Below are 19393 nucleotides of genomic sequence, written 5' to 3'. Positions count from 1 at the left end.
TATAAATGGAAGCACAAAGAAAAGTTTGGTCTATTAAAGACCTAACTAAATATATAAAATCGGCATTAGAACAAGATGCAATGCTGCAAAATGTATGGATTGAAGGGGAAATATCTAATTTCACACATCATTCTAGTGGTCACATGTATTTTACGTTGAAAGACAAGGCCAGTAGAGTCAGATGTATTATGTTTTCTTCACATAATCGCAGATTGTCCTTTATGCCCAAAGAGGGAAGTAACGTATTAGCAAAAGGGAGCGTATCTGTCTTTGAAAGAGATGGACAATACCAGTTTTACGTGACCCAAATGCAGCCAGCAGGACTGGGTACATTGCATATGCAGTTTGAACAATTGAAACTGAAGCTGGATGGGGAAGGATTGTTCAAGGCTGAAGCCAAAAAAGCCATTCCTTCCATGCCTACAAGTGTTGGAGTCATTACTTCTCCCACGGGAGCTGCAATAAGAGATATTATGATTACGCTACATAGAAGATTTCCATCTATTCCGGTTCTACTTTATCCTGTTCAAGTGCAAGGGGTGCAGGCTGCTCCTTCCATCGCTCATGCTATAAAAAAAATGAACGAGATCAGCGAAGTAGATGTCATCATCGTGGGCAGAGGCGGGGGATCTTTAGAAGAATTGTGGGCATTTAATGAGGAAACTGTTGCCAGAGCTATATTCCAATCTCATATTCCTATTATTTCGGCAGTGGGTCATGAGACAGATTTCACCATTAGTGACTTCGTATCTGATTTGCGTGCTGCCACACCAACTGCAGCAGCAGAGCTAGCTGTACCTCACAGGCAAGAGTGGATGAAACATACCAATCATTTATTGAAGCGACTTCATAAAGGGCTTTATTTTTCTATTCAAAAATCACGAGATCGCTTACGTACTATGCAGCGATCACCTTTTTTTGTTCATCCACAGAAAAACTTGTTATTGAATCATACGCAAAGATTAGATCGCATGACGGTGCAGTTACATCATAGTATGGAAACGACGTTGAAGCATAAGCATGCCAAATTAATGAAAATGGAACATGACATACTTAAACAAAGCCCTCACGTTAAAATAAGTGTAAGTACCGAAAAGCTGAATTTATTAAAGCAGCGTCTACATAGTAAAATAAATGCGGTGCTCACAAATGAAAAACAGCAACTTGTTACTGCAATGAAACAGCTAGATGCCCTTAGTCCGCTCAAGGTAATGGATCGTGGATTTAGTATTGTATATGAGGAAAAAAATAATAACATTATTAAATCTATTCAACAAGTCCAGCCAGGTGATATGGTGAAAGTGAAATTGCTAGACGGACAATTGGATTGTCACGTATGGTCTATGGAAGGAGACGGAACAGATGGACAACAATGAAACAAACGACATTAAATTTGAACAAGCCATGGATAAATTGGAAAAAATCGTGGCACAATTAGAAGATGGAGATGTCCCGTTAGAAGAAGCGATTGATTTATTTCAGCAAGGTATGAAATTAGCGAAATTATGCTCAGACAAATTAGAAAACGTAGAAAAGAAAATGGAACTCATAATGGAAACAGATGAAGGGTTGATGAAAAAACCATTTGAGTTGCCTAATGAATAGGGGACATACAATGGGGCAAGGTGCAATTGATCTATACATAAAAGAGTACGCGGACCAAGTAGAAAGACAGTTATCAGCATACATACAACAACTGCAAACCCCAGCAAAGCTAAAAGACGCTATGCTCTATTCTTTGCTAGCTGGAGGGAAGAGGATAAGACCCGTACTAGCTTTGGCAGCGGGTGAAGCGCTTGGTGCAAAAATGGAGCAAGTCATGCCCGTTGCTTGCGCTATTGAAATGATACATACGTATTCGTTAATACATGACGACCTCCCTGCAATGGACGATGATGACTATCGTAGAGGAAAATTGACAAATCACAAAGTGTTCGGTGAAGATATGGCTATTCTTGCTGGAGATGCGCTTCTTACCCATGCTTTCTATATTGTTGCAAACACTTCTCGTGTTTCTTTGCTATCTGCATCAACGGTCTGCAATATTATGGAGGATATGTCTTATGCCACTGGCCCTGTTGGTATGGTGGGAGGACAAGCAGCGGATATGGATGGGAACGTATCTAATATTGAAGATATAGAATATATACATCAACACAAAACAAGCGATCTTATTGCTTTTTCACTTCGTTCTGGAGGTCATGTCGCTGGAGCAAATGATGAGCAGATGGAAGCATTACAAGCTTTCGGCATGAAAATAGGACTTGCATTTCAGATTTTAGATGATGTATTAGATGTAATCGGCAATGAAAATAAGATCGGTAAAAAAATAAACAGCGATGTAGATCAAAACAAAATTACATATGTTTCTTTACTAGGTGTGAAGGAATGTCAAAATAGAATTGAAAAATTAACGAATGAAGGTAAAGCTCTGCTTAGGCCAGATTTGTTTCAAGACCCAAGTAAGTTATTACAATTAGCTGACTTTCTAGTGAAGAGAGATTACTAATTTTCATGTTGCATAGCAGTGAAATATAGCTTAGCAGTAATGAGTTGTATAAAAAATTAAATTTAACTTTATAGTTAGTAGTATGTTCCGTTGTGATTTCATTTACATATATGATATAATATAGGCACGAAAGAGTGGCGCAGTATTCTAGTCAGTCTACCATTTTGAGGGCGGGCCTAAAAATTCGCCGAAGGGCACATCGATGAAGTTCCTGGTGTTGGCTTCTGACGCCCAGTCGGGGGTTGATGCTGGGAGTTAAGGTTGAAGGGCGATCCACAACGGCATGTGGGCGTTGACCCTTTTTCCGCGGAGGCCCAAGTGCGTGGTTTTTGCGTGACCGTGCGAAAAGCTACGGCTTGGGGTATGAACCTGTATTTTGCGAGTCTCATCTGCACTTATCTGCTAAAACGACTTGTGTGCAGCGTAGCCTGCCTTGAGCAATTTAGGGAGGATCATAGATGGTGTAGGTTGTCTCTCTTTATGGCCAGAAGAGTGACTGCCGGATGCTATGTGAAACCTACTTTGCAAAAGAGGCTAAAAAATGGATTTAAGACTGTTGAGGAAAACTCCTAGACTGTTCTTATGAGACATTATGAGGATTATAGTGTGGACTAAGTGGTAATCTAGTCTGATGATCGGTGACGACGTCAAGGCAAGCATAAAGGGAAACCGTCTTTTCGGCGACGAAGAGGAGTCTTGTCTGGGAAAACCTACTGGACCTAAGCCACAGTGTTTACTCATGAAGTTGCCACTCATTTCAATTTTAATTTTACATTATGACGTTACTATGGAAAGGTGATTGTCCATTGTGGGCTGTTTAAATATATGAAATTCTCACTTATAAGCTCCATTCGATGGAGTATTTTAATATCTGGAATAACTTTCGTATTAGCTGCAATTTTTTCTGTTTCAAGCACAGCCATTTTAAGTGATGTGGAATGGTTTTTAGGTATGGTGGTTGTACTTATTTTAATATTAATTGGTATCTTTTTCGATATGATAGGATTAGCTTCGGCAGCTGCTAAAGAAACACCATTTCATGCTATGGCGGCTGAAAAAGTAAAGGGATCGAAGCAAGGTATTCAAATTATTCGTAATGCTGATCGCTTTTCCAGTATTTCTAATGATGTTATTGGAGACGTGACAGGAGTTATAAGTGGTGCAGCGGTTATACTAGTAGTAGGAAAGCTGATGGAAGATTACAATTCATTGAATTATACAATTTTAAGCGTGAGTTTTACATCACTCGTTTCCGCATTAACCGTTGGTGGTAAAGCAATTGGTAAATCTTTTGCTATTCATTATGCTGAGACGATTGTGTTATTTATAGGGAAAATATTTTATTTGCTGGAACATAAACTGCACATAACAGTGTTTAAAAATAAAAAAAAGTCAAACCAAGGAAAGCGGGGGACAAAAGGTGCTACTCGATAACATTCATTGTCCAGATGATCTCAAGTCACTAAATGTAGAACAGTTAGAACAGCTAGCAGCTGAAATTAGATCTTTTTTAGTGGAACAACTGTCTGTCACTGGAGGGCATCTTGCTTCTAATCTAGGTGTAGTAGAACTTACGATAGCTATGCATTACATGTTTGACAGCCCACGTTCCAAATTTATTTTTGATGTGGGACATCAGTCTTATGTACATAAAATACTAACCGGTCGAAAAGATCGCTTTCAAACTCTGCGTAAATACAATGGACTGTGTGGCTTTGTAAAAAGAACTGAAAGTGAACATGACGTGTGGGAAGCTGGACACAGCAGCACTTCATTGTCTGCCGCAATGGGAATGGCAATGGCTAGAGATTTGAAAAAAGAAGATCACGCCGTTGTTGCTATGATTGGTGATGGCGCACTTACCGGTGGAATGGCATTGGAAGCGCTTAATCACATAGGTCATGAACAACGGAAAATGATAGTTCTGCTTAACGATAATGAAATGTCTATTGCACCAAATGTAGGTGCAATCCATAAATATTTAGAAAAGATAAGAGCAGATAAACATTACTTAAAAGCAAAAGAGGATGCTCAGTATTTACTGAAAAAAATTCCTGCTATCGGTGGTAAACTTGCTAAATCAGCAGAAAAATTAAAAGATAGCTTGAAGTATTTAATTTTATCTGGTGTTTGGTTTGAAGAGCTAGGGTTTACTTATATGGGACCTATTGATGGACATAACTTTGACGAGATTAACGATGCGTTCAAACAAGCGAGCAACATTAATGGTCCTGTATTAATACATGCCGTTACCCTTAAAGGGAAAGGTTATTCACCAGCTGAAGCGGATTCACATAAGTGGCATGGAATTAGCCCCTATAAAATCGAATCAGGTAAGGTCATACAATCTGTCAATAAAAAACCCCCAACATATACAGAAGTGTTCGGAAATACATTGATGGAATTTGCAAAGCATGATGATCGTGTGCTTGCCATTACACCAGCCATGCCAGGTGGATCAGGACTGTTAAAATTTGCAGAAGAGTTTCCTGAGAGAATGATTGATGTAGGAATCGCAGAACAGCATGCAGCTACTTTCTCGGCAGCACTAGCATTAGAAGGAATGAAGCCTGTATTTGCGGTTTACTCCACCTTCTTACAACGAGCTTACGATCAAGTTGTACATGATATTTGTAGGCATAATGCCAATGTTATTATGGCTATTGATCGTGCTGGGTTTGTAGGTGCAGATGGAGAAACACATCATGGTGTGTATGATATTTCCTACTTGAGACATATTCCAAATATCGTGTTCATGATGCCTAAAAATGAAAATGAACTAAGGCATATGATGAAAACCGCTATCGAATATGATGATGGACCTATCGCAATAAGGTATCCAAGAATGAATGGACTAGGTGTTCCGTTAGATGATTATGAGCAACTGCAATCTATTCCAATTGGTGAATGGGAAGTTGTGCAAGAAGGGAACGAATTAGCTATATTAGCTATCGGACCAATGGTACAACTTGCGGAGCAAGCTTCGGGAGAATTGATAAAACAAGGTATTCGCGTTAAGATTATTAATGCAAGATATATTAAGCCACTTGATGAGAAGATGCTGCTCCAACTTGCCAAAGACAAAATGAGTATATTGACGTTAGAAGAAGCAGCAGTAGCAGGTGGATTTGGTAGCGCAGTCCTTGAGTTTTTTGCTAATGAAAATATAACATCGTTAAACGTTAAGAATATGGGAATAAGCGATTGCTTCGTCCAACACGGTAGCATATCTGAGCAACGAAATGAGGTTGACTTAACCGTCAATCATGTAGTGAATCAAATTAAAATGATGTTTCCTTTAAAACAAAAACAAGCGTAATCGAAGGTGGCAATGGATGGCAGCAGATAAAGAAAGAATCGATGTATTGTTAGTAGAACAAGGCTTTTTCTCTAGTAGGGAAAAAGCCAAAGCAGCAGTAATGGCCGGTTTAGTATTAATAGATCAGGAAAAAGTGGAGAAAGCGGGGATGAAAATTCCCCGCTCTTCTGTGTTGTCTGTAAAAGCAGCACCTCATCCGTATGTAGGTCGTGGAGGACTCAAACTTGAGAAAGCATTACATGCTTTTGATCTAGACATGACCGATGTTGTCATGATGGACATCGGAGCTTCCACAGGTGGATTTACCGATTGTGCCCTGCAGCACGGTGCGAAATATGTATATGCAATCGATGTTGGTTATAATCAATTAGACTGGTCACTACGTAATAATGAAAAAGTTTGCGTGATGGAAAGAACAAATTTCAGACATACAGAACCAGAAGATATTAAAGGCATGCAGCCAACATTTGCAACGATTGATGTTTCCTTTATTTCTTTGCAATTAATTTTACCTCCATTGCAAAAAATATTGAAAACAGAAGGACAAATAGTAGCTTTAATAAAGCCGCAGTTTGAAGCAGGAAAAGAAAATATAGGGAAATCAGGTGTTGTAAGAGATAAGAAAGTGCACAAACAGGTGTTAGTAAAAACACTTACCTTTGCTCACCAATTAGGATTTACTTTAAAGGGACTTACTTTTTCACCTATCCGTGGCAGCGAAGGAAATATTGAATTTTTAGCTTACTGGAAAGTGGAACATAATAAGAGTGATGACCAATCCAATGATGATTCAACATTCTTTTACAGTATGGAGCAAACCATCGAAGATGTAGTGGACAAGGCATGGAGCTGAATTGCATTTTCTTCTTATAGCTTTATGTCTTTCATGAAGGATTTAACATCCCTCCGCAGAATTATTATGTAATGGGGGTGTGCTGTCCATGTATAGTAATTTGGACTTTTATGTCATGATTGTCCTCTTGGTTGTAACTTTCATTTGGATCGTGCATCGTTTTCGTCGATGGATGGATGAACCTCTAAAACAGAAGCTTCCATTTGAGATTGAAAATACATCAACACCAACTGGAGAAGCAGTAGATATATTAGAAGCAGCAGGATATGAGGTCATCAGTGGAAAGCAAAAAATATCGATGAAAATGAATGTGCAAGAAGCGATGGAAAAAAGTACACTATATAGTCGTGTATTTATTGATTATTTTGCTCGCGATGAAGACGGATTGTTGTATGTTGTCAAAGTGGAGAAACATCGCTATCCTATGGAATGGACAGGCAGTGCAGTAAGAGATCGGTTATTATTGTATTGGATGTTGTATGAACATAAGTTGGCAGGTTTACTTCATGTGAATATAAATGCAAATGAAATAAAAAAGTTAACATTTGAAATGGATCGATAAAACATAGCTGAGGTGGTAACGATGAAAGGTCAAAGGCACATAAAAATTAAAGACATTATTACAAACAACGAAATAGAAACACAAGAAGAACTAGTGGAATCGCTGCGTGATGCAGATTATAATGTCACACAAGCCACTGTATCAAGAGATATAAAAGAACTTCAATTAATTAAAGTTCCGCTTGATGATGGAAGGTATAAATATTCTATGCCAATAGATCAACGAATTAACTCTACGCAGAAATTGAAAAGAACATTAGTAGATAATTTCATTCATATCGATCGTGCTAGTCATTTTGTTATTATTAAATCTTTGCCTGGAACAGCAAACGCAATTTCAGCGCTATTAGACAATTTAGAATGGAGCCAGGTTATGGGTACGATTGCTGGGGACGATACCATACTCATTATTTGCCGTTCAGAAGAACAAAGCGAGCAGATAGTAACGAAAATAAACGGTTTCCTAACTGCGTAACTTTAATCGGTTTATTGTTTATGATGATATGAATTCTCATTGATAATAAATATTATTGATATTACTGTAAATAGTGTGGTGAGTATAATGTTAGTGGAATGCACAATTCGAAATTTAGCTGTAATTGAGTCATTACGTGTTCAATTTTTTAATGGATTTCATGTCATAACGGGTGAAACAGGAGCAGGTAAATCGATGGTCATTGATGCTTTGAGCTTAATAGCGGGAGGAAGAGCATCAACAGATCTTATTCGTTTTGGCAGTGATAAAGCAGAAATAGAATGTTTGTTCCAAATGCCGCTATCTCATGCTGTCTGGGATCAGTTAGAAGAAAGTGGGCTGCAAAGAGATCAGCAAGAACAATTAATTATACGAAGAACCATTACAAGCAATGGCAAAAGCATGTGTAGAGTGAACGGACAACTCGTTAATTTAACGACTTTGAAAAAAGTAGGACAACACTTAATCAACATACATGGGCAACATGAGCATCAATCCTTGTTTGATGTGGAAAAACATCTACATTGGTTAGATCAATTCGCAGGAGAAGATTTTACACTTTCAAAAAGAAATTATGCTCTTTTGTATCGTTCTTATCATCAAAATGTAAAAAAATTGCAATCCATCCAAGAAGACAGTCAACGCATGCTACAAATGATGGATTTGTATCGTTTTCAAATCGAAGAAATTGAAAATGCACAACTTATAGAAGACGAAGAGGAATGTTTAAAGGAAGAAAGGCAAAAACTAGGTAATGCAGAAAAATTAATGAATGGAATTTCTACGGCTTATCATAAAGTGCAAAACGATTCCATGGATGCAGTACAAACAGTCCTTTTTGAATTAGAACAGCTAGTCGATGTCGATAAAAGTGGATTAGATGCTATATACGAACAAATAAAATCCATATCTTATATGTTGGAAGATGCATCCATGTCTCTTCGTGATTATCAACATCATATTGTTCATGATCCAGAAAGATTAAATGAAGTGGAAAGTCGTTTGAATCTCATTCATACGTTACAAAAAAAATATGGAAGTTCTATTTCTGAAGTGTTAACTTACTACAATAAAATAAAAGCAGAATTTCAGGACATGGAGCATAAAGATGAGCAGCTCGAGTCATTGGAAAATGAAATCCAAAAACAAAAAGAAGAGCTTCTCTATAAAGCAAATGAATTAACACATAGCAGAAAAATGGTTGCCAATGAACTGGCGCAAAAGGTGATGGCACATCTTGAAGATCTTCATATGGGGAAAACAAAATTTGAAGTACATATGGTAAGTAGCGAACAACATTTAAATGAAAATGGGCAAGATCAAATTCAATTTCTCATCTCTGCAAATCCTGGGGAACCGCTAAGGCCCTTACAAAAAATAGCTTCTGGCGGTGAAATTTCTAGAATTATGCTGGCTATGAAAACTGCTTTTTCCAGTATTGATCAAGTTCCCGTTCTTATATTTGACGAAGTGGATACAGGAGTAAGTGGAAGAGCTGCACAAGCCATTGCAGATAAATTATCTGCGCTTTCTACTCAGTTTCAAGTATTTTCGATTACGCATTTACCTCAGGTTGCATGTATGGCAGATCAGCATTATTTGATTCAAAAACAAATACAAGAACAGCGAACGTTTACAAATGTAGAACATTTAAGACAGAATGGGAAAATTACTGAATTGGCAAGAATGCTGGGAGGAGTAGAAGTGACTGCTACAACGGAAGAACACGCCCGAGAGATGCTTGAATTAGCAGAAGAAAAAAAGCAGTCGAGGAATCATTTACAGGTTTAAAAAAGATACGCTGAGGATATGTTATAAGTACGCAACGCGGGGCTCGCATTGGTGATGAAACTAAAGGGGCGTGAAGGTTTTGCATCAACGATCTAATACCAAAATAAGTCTTCTTGTTTTAATCATGTTGTTACTGCAAATTAGTGTACCTATACCATCCTTAGCATGGTTCTCTCCAGATTCAAATCATACTGAAAACAAGACTGCAGCTGTTTTTCAACAGGTATCATCTCATGATTTATCTAAACTCAAAGTTATTCCAGGTGGTCAAACGATTGGTGTGAAAATGAAAGCTCAAGGTATCCTCGTAGTAGGTCATCATTTAGTTAAAAAAAGTGAAAGTGTTAAATTGTCTCCGGGAAAAGAAGCAAACCTAAAATTAGGAGATACCATTATTAAAATCAACGACAAACCAGTTGATTCGGCATCACAATTATCTGATTGGGTAGAGAAAGCTGGTAAAGGTAAGCAATCATTAAACATTACGGTACTTCGAAATAAAACTTCGTTAAACAAAGTGGTAAAGCCTGTATTTGATATTGAAGATCAGACGTATCGACTTGGTATTTATATTCGAAATTCAGCAGCGGGAGTAGGTACGTTAACATTTTATGCTCCTGAGCAAAAAGTATACGGGGCCCTGGGACACGTCATCACAGATATGGACACACAAGTACCTATTCGTGTGAAACAAGGTCAGATTATGCATTCAAATGTTACTTCTATAGCGAAGAGTAGAAGTGGAATACCAGGTGAGAAACGAGCTCATTTTTTCAAAGAGAGTAAAGTATTAGGCAATATTGAAAGTAATACGAAGTTCGGGATCTTTGGAAAAATGAACGAATTTCCTCAGTATGGCTTTAATCAAAAAGCAATACCAGTAGGTCTATCTGATGAGGTTGAAAAAGGACCTGCTAAGATTTTTACTGTGGTGAAAGGAAACAAAGTAGAACAATACGACATTGAAATTTTACACGTTTCCAAACAAAACAAACCAGCAACAAAAGGTATGATTATTAAAATCACTGATGAAAAATTACTGAAGGAAACAGGTGGCATTGTTCAAGGGATGAGTGGAAGCCCAATTATTCAAAACGGTAAGTTAATTGGTGCAGTTACGCATGTATTAGTCAATGATCCTGCTTCAGGATACGGTTGTTTCATCGAATGGATGTTACAGGATGCAGGGATAGGGGAGAAGAGTTTAGCGCCTACAGGCTAGGCTGCACGTTAGCAATGAAGGTTGATATGTCCGCTTTCGCTTTAGTGTCAGGAAAACTGGAAAAACACCGCTTAGCTTCCGAAGTGATGTTGCTCCAGTTTCTGTACCCTGCCCCAAAAGCTACAGCTGAGGTGACGTGCAAAAAGCCTTAAGTCGCTAATCTCTTCTCTGGATGATAAGTGCAAGTGCGAGGTAGTTTAGCGCCTACAGGCTAGGCTGCACGTTAGCAATGAAGGTTGATATGTCCGCTTTCGCTTTAGTGTCAGGAAAACTGGAAAAACACCGCTTAGCTTCCGAAGTGATGTTGCTCCAGTTTCTGTACCCTGCCCCAAAAGCTACAGCTGAGGTAACGTGCAAAAAGCCTTAAGTCGCTAATCTCTTCTCTGGATGATAAGTGCAAGTGCGAGGTAGTTTTAGCGCCTACAGGCTAGGCTGCACGTTAGCAATGAAGTTTAACATGTCCGCTTTCGCTTTAGTGTCAGGAAAACTGGAAAAACACCGTTTAGCTTCCGAAGTGATGTTGCTCCAGTTTTAATACCCTGCCCCAAAAGCTACAGCTGAGGTAACGTGCAAAAAGCCTTAAGTCGCTAATCCCTTCTCTGGATGATAAGTGCAAGTGCGAGGTAGTTTTAGCGCCTACAGGCTAGGCTGCACGTCTATATTACTATTAAATCTAAATCTTCCCCTGTTTGTATTGCTCTAATAGCAAGAACAATTCCAATAATAGCTGCTAATAAACCAAATGTAGCTCCGATCAAAGCTAACTTTCTATTGTTTGATTCTTCTTTTTTCTTATGCATTATTTTTTTTGTCTTACTGTTCATGTATTTTCCTCCTTGCGTAGACATTCGTCATATATCTTAATATATACATGACATGAACCATATGTTCATCGTTCTAGGAAAAATGTTGCGATGATATTTATCTTCTTTCTTGATATGAATGATCTAGAATTCATTATGGAAAGCTGACTTTATGATGTTATTTTCAGTTTTAAGAATGGAGTACTGGAGTACTGGGGTCATGTAAACAGTAATTTAGTAATGGGTCATGTAGACATAGGAACAAGCATACATACTGAAGTTGTTCCAGTAGTTTACACTTCATAAATGGCATAAATGATCTTGAAACATGTTAATTCATAGTAATTATATATGTCTTGTCGAAATATGATAATTTTTTCATAATTTTCATTATTCTAAAAAAAATCTAAAAAAATTGTTTCGACAGAAGGGATTTATTCATCTGTGTCGAATCTTTCTTATTAATGGAATTGTACATTTCAAAAAGGAGGATTTTACGTGGAAAATATACAAGTACTCTTAGCAGATGATAATCGTGAGTTTACAAGCCTTTTAACAGAGTATATTACGGACCAGCAAGGTATGGAGGTTATTGGGGTAGCTTATAATGGTGATGAGGTTTTAACGCATGTGGAGGAAGGTCGAATTCCTGATGTGTTAATTTTAGATATAATTATGCCTCATTTAGATGGACTTGGAGTTTTAGAAAAATTACGAGAAATGAATTTAAGTAAGCAGCCTAAAATTATTATGTTGACGGCGTTTGGTCAGGAAAATATTACACAAAAAGCAGTACAATTAGGCGCTTCTTATTACATTTTAAAACCATTCGACATGGAAGTGTTAATTAATCGTGTAAGGCAACTGGTGAGTCAAGGTAACGAGCCTGTTTCGCAGGTAACAGGTGTGAAAAATGTGATTCCGATGTTGAAGGGTAAAAATTTAGATGCTAATATTACGAGCATCATTCATGAAATTGGAGTGCCAGCTCATATTAAAGGGTATCAATATTTACGTGATGCGATTACGATGGTGTATAACAATATTGAAATTTTAGGTGCTATAACGAAAACGCTGTACCCTGCTATTGCAGAAAAATATAAAACAACGGCAAGTAGAGTCGAGAGAGCGATACGACACGCGATTGAAGTTGCTTGGACGAGAGGGAATATTGATTCTATTAGTCATTTATTCGGTTATACAGTAAATATTAGTAAATCTAAACCGACGAATAGTGAGTTTATCGCTATGGTTGCGGATAAGCTTAGAATAGAGCATAAAGTATCCTAGAAATATAGTGTACGCCATTCAACAATAAGAATGGCGTACTATTTTTGCTTTCTGTTTTTTTTGTGTGAAATATTTTAGCATCTTCATTTATAAGGGATTGCGCTGTTGCTTTTTGAATTTTGACTGCTGTGTTTTTTATTATTCTCAAGCATTTCTTTTGTTTTTTGTTCTTCAGCAAGATAGGGATCATCGACTACTTTACTTGTTCTAGTGTTTTTTACATTTGGCATTTTTCTATTTCCTTTCTTCACTATCTAATTTGTTTAGGTAGTTCCGCGTTAAGCTCGTTCAAGTTGTCATGAACTTGCTGTAACGAATCCATCATGCTCTTCACTTGTTGCTGCTGTTGTTCATCAATGGATTGTTGTAATGTTTCTTGCGCTTTTTCAATACTATGTTTAGCATGTTTTACTTTATCTTTTGCACTATGCTGCATTTTTGGGTCTGAAGTAGTAAACGCTTCATGTAAAAATTGTTCTGCTTGTTGACCTTCTTGAATGGAATGCTCACATATTTCTAATGCATGCTGTAACTTTTGTTGATGTTGTCCTTGTTCTGTCAACGTAGTGCCGCCCCCTTCTACAGCTTTTTTTACATATTTAGCTTGTGATATAATGTAAAGGTTTATTCCTTTCAAAAATGATTACTTACTGTTGCATGGAAACAGTGAGAACAAAAGGAGGAAGTCGTTACAAAGTAACGATGTTGCTATGAATGATAATCTGAAACTACAGTTTCTATTAAGGTCGTTACATATGTTAACGCAAAAAGTGCGATTTTACGAAATGGTCACGTTATGTTTAACATTATCATCCATTGTGTTTTCTTTCGTTTTCTACTTTATGATTGTAATGAAATTTGAAGTTTATAATGACATGGTGCTTATTTTATCTTTGATTCAATTTACTGGGTTAATTTATTTTATTATTCATACATTTGATATCACAGCAAGCAAACAACGTTTGGAAAGAAATAATCGTTATAGTGCAGAACAATTTATAATGGAGCCTGATAGCCAAAATACCACGGCTAAAATATATGGAGACAGAGTAGCGTCACTTAATGAAGAGGCTATTTATGAGAATGTTGCTAAGAGCCACTTCGCTAGCTTAAAGCTAACGGAGAGAAAAGCAAAACAATTAAAAGTGTTGACATTTATTTGGAAAATCCATACACTGTATACGCTAAGTTTAATATTTATTTTTATATTGCAGAATGGATGGGGCATTTTTTGAAAAAATATATACATCATTTGTTTTGGTTTGGTTATCATCAAGCTTTATCATGCATTTTTCCAGTCATTATTTTTATTACTTTAGCTGTCAGTCATGTAGTAAACTCTTCATATTTATTTCGCTATGACTTTATTTTGGTTATTTGTATCGTAACTCAAGTTATCATGGTATGGAGTAAGTTAGAAACTATCGATGAATTGAAGGTCATTAGTGTCTTTCATGTGATTGGTTTTTTGTTGGAAGTATATAAAGTACATATGGGTTCTTGGTCTTACCCAGAGGAAGCTTGGAGCAAAGTTTTTGGTGTGCCACTGTATAGTGGCTTTATGTATGCTAGTGTTGCGAGCTATTTGTGTCAAGCGTGGCGAAGACTGCAAGTGCAATTAATACAATGGCCTAGTAATAAGGTTGTGATTCCACTAGGAGCAATGATTTATATTAATTTTTTTAGTCATCATTACATTCCTGATTTCAGATGGTGGCTGACGTTATGTTTGCTAATTGTATTTTTTAGATCTAGCGTTACGTTTCAGATTCAGAACAGTGTATATCGTATGCATATCTTGTTATCTTTCTTACTTATCGGTTTTTTCATATGGATAGCTGAAAATATAAGTACTTTTTTTGGTGCTTGGTCTTATCCAAACCAAGAACAGACATGGGACATTGTACATGTTAGTAAAATTAGTTCGTGGTTTTTGTTGATCGTAGTTAGCTTTATGATTGTTGCGCAATTGAAAATCAAGAAAAATAAAAATATATTATATTTGAAAAAGGATAAACCAACAGTATACAGATCATAATGTTAACGGAAATGTCACATTTTCTTTTTACTGTATACCCATAAAGACGGAAAAATAATCTAAAATGATGTATGTATGACATAGATGATATCTTTTAATGGGGGTTGTAATATGCACAAGTATGCCATGCTGAGTTTATTTGTTATTGCAAGTGCGATGGCAGTCGTGTTTTCCATCACTTCTATTGAAAAAGTGGAAGAAGAAGTACCATTAGCAGAAAATGAAGTTCTTTTTGTGATGGAAAATTTTGCGTTTGATCAAGAAGTGTATGAAATTGAAGCTGGTGAAAAAGTATTGTTATTAGAAAATAAAAGTGGCATTCATGAATTTTCTATTGATGGAACAGAAGTTAACGTAACGCAAAATGAAGGTGTTAACTTTACTTTTGAGTCAGGACAAGAATATACAATCAGATGTTCATTGACTTGCGGAACAGGACATCTTGACATGGTTTCCACCATCGTCGTTTTATAACATAATAATTAAATTTTGAAATAACGTAAACAGACTGCTGTCGAAGAGACAGCAGTTTTTTTGCGTGAGTAATAATTTTCTATATTACAAACCATAATATATGTAAGCGATATAGCATGAATGAAGCTTTTCGAAACAATACGGAAGGGCAGCATGTACATGAGGCTATTTTTAGATAAACAACCTGCAAATATAAAAAAAACGTTGCGAAAAGGCAAAAAAACAAAGCAGTTGTTGCAAGAGATACAACCTGGAAATATTGCTTTAATCACGCATGAAGATATGGATGAAATAGCAGCATTAGGATTAATCGAAAGTGGCGTTCATACTGTCATTAATGCAAGTGAAACGATGAGTGGCACGTATCCAGCAGGTGGTGCAAGATTGCTGCTGGAGGCCAACATTCCATTGCTTGAAATAGAGGCATATTATTTTGATTTGGTGACGGATGGTGCAAATGTTTTTATTTCATCCACTCACATACAATGTCCTTCTTTGTCCATACCGTATAAAAAATTTGATGAGGTTAAATACCGTGAGTGTTTACAACGATCACAAAAAAACTTAAAGCGAAGTTTAGCATCATTTATTGATAATACATTACAGTATGCACAAAAGGAAAAAGAAGTTGTATTAGAAGATTGGGATATACCAGAAATAAAAGTGCAAATGAACAAAAAACACGTCGTTATTGTGACGCGGGGTAGCGGATATAAAGAGGATTTGAATGCAATTCGAAATTACATTCATGATGAAAAACCGGTACTCATTGGTGTAGATGGGGGAGCAGATGCGTTGCTTTCGTGTGGATTCCAACCACATATCATTATCGGCGATATGGACAGTATTTCTGATGATGCATTGAGGAGCAACGCGGAAATCATTGTCCATGCCTATGTGAATGGGACCAGCCCTGGATTAATTCGGACTAGACAACTCGGGTTAAACGCACATGTGTTAAAAAGTATCGGAACGAGTGAAGATGCGGCGATGATGCTGGCTTACGAAAAAGGAGCGGAATGGATAGTCACGCTAGGTTCGCATACGCATATGATCGACTTTTTGGAAAAAGGACGTAAAGGGATGGCAAGTACCCTGCTAGTAAGAATGAAAATTGGAAATAAATTAATTGATGCTAAAGGAGTAGGGATGTTGTATCAGCGCTCTATGAAGTGGATTAATGTTGCTACGGTAATTGGGGCTGGTATGTTGCCCCTTGCTGCACTTGCACTCATACATCCTGCTTTCAAGCAAATTATTAGTACGTTTTCTATTGTAGTGAAGTAATACTGAATGTGTATTTTAAGTCCGTAAACATTGGAGGTGCTTCGTTGATAAGTCCAAGATACCACTTTCTTACCATTGTTGCGTTATTTCTGGCACTCAGTATCGGGATTTTTATTGGCGGAACATTTGGATCAACATGGATGGATGTAACCGAACAAGCTATTTTTGATAAATTACTTGATAAATATGAACAGCAACTTGAAATAAATAAGTCCGTCACGTACAAAATGGACATACTACAAAATGTCAATAGACAGTTGGAGTACGGTTTGAAAAATAAGACAATAGCCTATGTCAGTTCGCAAAATAAATCATATGATGAACTATTAGGCGAGTTAACTAGTTTGTTTGGTGTGAAATGGGTGAATTGGAGTGAACTTGATCCTTCTTCTGATTCAGACATCGATGTGTTGATCGTAAATGACGACCAGTTTGAGATTTTATCTCACATGGAAGACCCAACGCAGTTAAGCACTATCGTTCGATTAGGCACTGAAAAGCCTTGGGACACACCAGAGGAAATGGCGCAATTCATGATTTTTTTATCAAAATTATTGGAGGAAAAAGAAGATGAACCCCTTACAGAAGCCAAAGTCGTTGATTTCAATTATTATCCCAGCATGGAATGAAGAAGAAACGTTAGGCACAACATTGGAATCCATTTATTTATTAAATTCGAAATTTCAACATCATACGTTGGAGATTATCGTAGTTGATGATGGCAGTACGGACTACACTCGGCGTGTGGCGATCATTTGGGCAGATAAAGTGATAAGACATTCCACCAATTTAGGAAAAGGTGCAGCATTAACAACCGGAATCAAAGCAGCATCAGGAGATATTCTTATGTTCTTAGATGCGGATCTAGGAAAGAGTGGTGTGTATGCAGATCTGCTAGTTGAACCCATCATTCAACATACTGCAGATATGAGTATTGCTGTATTCCCACCAGCTAAGAAGAGAGGTTTCGGCATCTTAAAAACGATTGCCAATCAAGGGGCTTCCAAAATGGGTGGATTTAAAACAAAAGCAGCTTTGTCAGGGCAACGTGCCATTCGCAGAGAAGTGCTAGAAGAAATTGGAGGATTAAGTGATAGGTTTGGTATTGAAGTTGGGTTGACCATCGACGTAGCAAGACACGGGTATAAAATTTGTGAAGTACGTGTACCTTTCTCACATCATGAAACAGGAAAAACATGGAGCGGTTTTATGCATAGAGGAAAACAATTATTAGACGTAGGAAAGGTGCTAGTAAATAGATGGAAATACTCTCCGCGGCAGTAATATGGAAAAGTATGCTGTTGCTTATCAGCATTATTTTTCTGTATTTTAAAACGTATTTATTTTTACTTCACAATGCGTTCACTACAAAAAATTATAGAAATAAGCAAATTCCTCAAAGCATGGGCATATTTTTATGGGTGATGCTTTTTTTGTTTACGCTTATCCAGTCACCCGGCTCCCCTTCTAATATTGTCATCTACGTGTGTATGAGTATTGTATTTGCAAGTGGCTGGCTCGATGACATCGTTGGTAATACACTAGTAAAAGGTTTAAAAGGGCATTTTTATTATTGGCTGCATCATAAAAAAATGACAACAGGTCTGATCAAAATAGGCGCGACAACGGTAGCTTCCATCGTGGTAGCTTTGTATATAGTAGGTTGGAGTGGAGCGGCTTTTTATATCGCTGTCAGCACCCTGTTGCTCAACACGAATACATATAACTTGTTGGATGTAAGACCCGGTAGAACAATTAAATATTTTCACCTTTTATTTTTTGTCTTCATCCTATTGGAGCCTGTATTATGGTTTGAACCGTGGGTGATAGCGATGCTAGTAGGCACGATGGTACTATTCCCGAAAGATATTGGCGAAAAAATGATGATTGGAGATTCAGGTGCTAATCTATTAGGATTTACCATTGGCATCATGTCGTTGCATACTTCACTTTGGATACAGTGTAGTTGGCTGATATGCTTAATAGGAATACACCTTATCGCAGAACGAAGTGCCATTAGTTATTGGATAGAAAAAGTTGCAATTTTACGTTGGTTTGATCAGTTAGGGAGAGTGCGTACTTCAAATAAGTAGATGGGTATGACAAAAAGGGATATTTACAAGGTGCAGATGAGAAGGGAAATGAGAAAAGTAATGAAAAAGGGAGATCAGAAAGAGTAAAGCAAAACTCTGTCTGATCTCTTTTTATTTTTAAAAACAAATAGACTTAAAATACTATCCATATAAAGTGATGAGATGATAGGATGCAAGTTTATACGGTGTGAAAAATACTATATGCAAGATTGTTCATCATTCCAATAAAAAAGTTGTAATATGTAGATTTTTGGAATAAAATGAAACTTATTTATCCAATTATATTGTATAATAGGATGGTATGTTGAAAAAAGAGGAAGAACATAATAACAAACAAATCACATAGATGAATGTAATGATATCATGAAGGATGCACTATAGGAGGAAAGAACGATGAAAAAAACACTACTAGGTTTGATATTAAGTCTATTATTTGTTATTCCACTTTCAGTGCTATCTGTACAAGCAACCACTTCTTTTACAGATATTGAAGGTCACTGGGCGGAGCAAAAAATACTACAAGCGGTGAACGATGGATACATATCTGGCTATCCAGACAATACATTTAGACCTGATGATAACATTACGAGAGCAGAATTCGCCTCTGTTATAGCAAGAGCTACAGCTGTAAATGAAGAGGTGGTGGACTTTGATGGTTTTGACGATGTGCCTTCTACT

General features: G+C 37.1%; 22 protein-coding genes. 19 read left to right on the top strand and 3 right to left on the bottom strand.

Going from position 1 to position 19393, the window contains the following annotated elements:
• Nucleotides 1–5 precede the first annotated feature (5 nt).
• The 10 genes from xseA (at nt 6) to spoIVB (ending at nt 10730) form a co-directional block, all read left to right on the top strand.
• Entirely contained in the window at nt 6–1376 is a 1371-nt protein-coding gene (xseA, locus tag D1Z92_RS16150) for an exodeoxyribonuclease VII large subunit (protein WP_128896717.1), read from the top strand.
• Nucleotides 1363–1605, top strand: coding sequence for an exodeoxyribonuclease VII small subunit (gene xseB, locus D1Z92_RS16145; RefSeq protein WP_128896716.1), 243 nt, complete (start codon nt 1363–1365; stop codon nt 1603–1605). Before xseA ends, xseB begins: the two co-directional genes overlap by 14 nt.
• Before the next feature lie 10 nt (nt 1606–1615).
• The gene (locus tag D1Z92_RS16140; protein WP_128896715.1) at nt 1616–2509 is read left to right on the top strand and encodes a polyprenyl synthetase family protein; all 894 of its coding nucleotides are present in this window, start codon (nt 1616–1618) and stop codon (nt 2507–2509) included.
• 825 nt (nt 2510–3334) lie between these two features.
• Entirely contained in the window at nt 3335–3943 is a 609-nt protein-coding gene (locus D1Z92_RS16135; protein ID WP_128896714.1) for a hypothetical protein, read from the top strand.
• On the top strand, nt 3930–5828 hold the full coding sequence (gene dxs, locus D1Z92_RS16130) for a 1-deoxy-D-xylulose-5-phosphate synthase (RefSeq protein ID WP_128896713.1): 1899 nt from the start codon (nt 3930–3932) through the stop codon (nt 5826–5828). The genes D1Z92_RS16135 and dxs overlap by 14 nt, the downstream gene beginning before the upstream one ends.
• A 16-nt stretch (nt 5829–5844) precedes the next feature.
• On the top strand, nt 5845–6681 hold the full coding sequence (locus D1Z92_RS16125) for a TlyA family RNA methyltransferase (protein ID WP_128896712.1): 837 nt from the start codon (nt 5845–5847) through the stop codon (nt 6679–6681).
• Nucleotides 6682–6769: 88 nt separating this feature from the next.
• Nucleotides 6770–7243 (top strand): hypothetical protein, encoded by a 474-nt coding sequence (locus tag D1Z92_RS16120; protein ID WP_128896711.1) that lies wholly within the window; start codon nt 6770–6772, stop codon nt 7241–7243.
• 21 nt (nt 7244–7264) lie between these two features.
• Nucleotides 7265–7717 (top strand): transcriptional regulator AhrC/ArgR, encoded by a 453-nt coding sequence (gene ahrC / locus D1Z92_RS16115; RefSeq protein WP_128896710.1) that lies wholly within the window; start codon nt 7265–7267, stop codon nt 7715–7717.
• Nucleotides 7718–7804: 87 nt separating this feature from the next.
• Nucleotides 7805–9508 (top strand): DNA repair protein RecN, encoded by a 1704-nt coding sequence (recN, locus tag D1Z92_RS16110; RefSeq protein ID WP_128896709.1) that lies wholly within the window; start codon nt 7805–7807, stop codon nt 9506–9508.
• Between the two features lie 79 nt (nt 9509–9587).
• Nucleotides 9588–10730: a SpoIVB peptidase gene (gene spoIVB / locus D1Z92_RS16105; protein ID WP_240666785.1), complete on the top strand. Its 1143-nt coding sequence runs from the start codon at nt 9588–9590 to the stop codon at nt 10728–10730.
• A 656-nt stretch (nt 10731–11386) separates the two neighbouring features.
• On the opposite strand, the gene D1Z92_RS17405 is transcribed toward spoIVB, so the two are convergent.
• Nucleotides 11387–11554 carry a hypothetical protein gene (locus D1Z92_RS17405; protein WP_164931674.1) on the bottom strand — a complete coding sequence of 56 codons (168 nt, stop codon included), beginning with the start codon at nt 11552–11554 and terminating at the stop codon, nt 11387–11389.
• Nucleotides 11555–12031: 477 nt separating this feature from the next.
• On the opposite strand from D1Z92_RS17405, the gene spo0A reads away from it, so the two are divergent.
• Nucleotides 12032–12823 (top strand): sporulation transcription factor Spo0A, encoded by a 792-nt coding sequence (gene spo0A / locus D1Z92_RS16100; RefSeq protein WP_128896708.1) that lies wholly within the window; start codon nt 12032–12034, stop codon nt 12821–12823.
• Between the two features lie 83 nt (nt 12824–12906).
• Here the strand turns inward: spo0A and D1Z92_RS17400 are convergent, their stop codons facing one another.
• The gene (locus D1Z92_RS17400; RefSeq protein ID WP_164931673.1) at nt 12907–13053 is read right to left on the bottom strand and encodes a hypothetical protein; all 147 of its coding nucleotides are present in this window, start codon (nt 13051–13053) and stop codon (nt 12907–12909) included.
• Nucleotides 13054–13073: 20 nt separating this feature from the next.
• Nucleotides 13074–13385 carry a hypothetical protein gene (locus tag D1Z92_RS16095; RefSeq protein ID WP_128896707.1) on the bottom strand — a complete coding sequence of 104 codons (312 nt, stop codon included), beginning with the start codon at nt 13383–13385 and terminating at the stop codon, nt 13074–13076.
• 193 nt (nt 13386–13578) lie between these two features.
• Between D1Z92_RS16095 and D1Z92_RS16090 the strand changes: the two genes are divergently transcribed.
• From D1Z92_RS16090 to D1Z92_RS16055, 8 genes are all read left to right on the top strand, one after another.
• Nucleotides 13579–14058, top strand: a complete 480-nt coding sequence (locus D1Z92_RS16090; RefSeq protein ID WP_128896706.1) for a hypothetical protein — start codon at nt 13579–13581, stop codon at nt 14056–14058.
• Nucleotides 14055–14861, top strand: a complete 807-nt coding sequence (locus tag D1Z92_RS16085; RefSeq protein WP_240666784.1) for a DUF817 domain-containing protein — start codon at nt 14055–14057, stop codon at nt 14859–14861. The genes D1Z92_RS16090 and D1Z92_RS16085 overlap by 4 nt, the downstream gene beginning before the upstream one ends.
• Before the next feature lie 111 nt (nt 14862–14972).
• Nucleotides 14973–15335, top strand: a complete 363-nt coding sequence (locus D1Z92_RS16080) for a cupredoxin domain-containing protein (protein ID WP_128896704.1) — start codon at nt 14973–14975, stop codon at nt 15333–15335.
• A gap of 159 nt (nt 15336–15494) precedes the next feature.
• Nucleotides 15495–16622, top strand: coding sequence for a putative cytokinetic ring protein SteA (gene steA, locus D1Z92_RS16075; protein ID WP_128896703.1), 1128 nt, complete (start codon nt 15495–15497; stop codon nt 16620–16622).
• Nucleotides 16623–16666: 44 nt separating this feature from the next.
• On the top strand, nt 16667–17251 hold the full coding sequence (locus D1Z92_RS16070; protein ID WP_164931672.1) for a copper transporter: 585 nt from the start codon (nt 16667–16669) through the stop codon (nt 17249–17251).
• Complete coding sequence (locus D1Z92_RS16065) at nt 17193–17906, top strand: glycosyltransferase family 2 protein (protein WP_128896701.1); 714 nt, start codon at nt 17193–17195, stop codon at nt 17904–17906. Before D1Z92_RS16070 ends, D1Z92_RS16065 begins: the two co-directional genes overlap by 59 nt.
• Complete coding sequence (locus D1Z92_RS16060) at nt 17882–18715, top strand: hypothetical protein (RefSeq protein ID WP_128896700.1); 834 nt, start codon at nt 17882–17884, stop codon at nt 18713–18715. Before D1Z92_RS16065 ends, D1Z92_RS16060 begins: the two co-directional genes overlap by 25 nt.
• A 393-nt stretch (nt 18716–19108) precedes the next feature.
• On the top strand, nt 19109–19393 hold a 285-nt coding region (locus D1Z92_RS16055; RefSeq protein ID WP_164931671.1), incomplete at its 3' end, for an S-layer homology domain-containing protein.

This window comes from Longirhabdus pacifica (assembly GCF_004115085.1).
GTDB lineage: Bacteria > Bacillota > Bacilli > Paenibacillales > DSM-105158 > Longirhabdus > Longirhabdus pacifica.
Note: the sequence above shows the minus strand (reverse complement) of the source record. Positions and strands in the feature narration are given on the sequence as shown.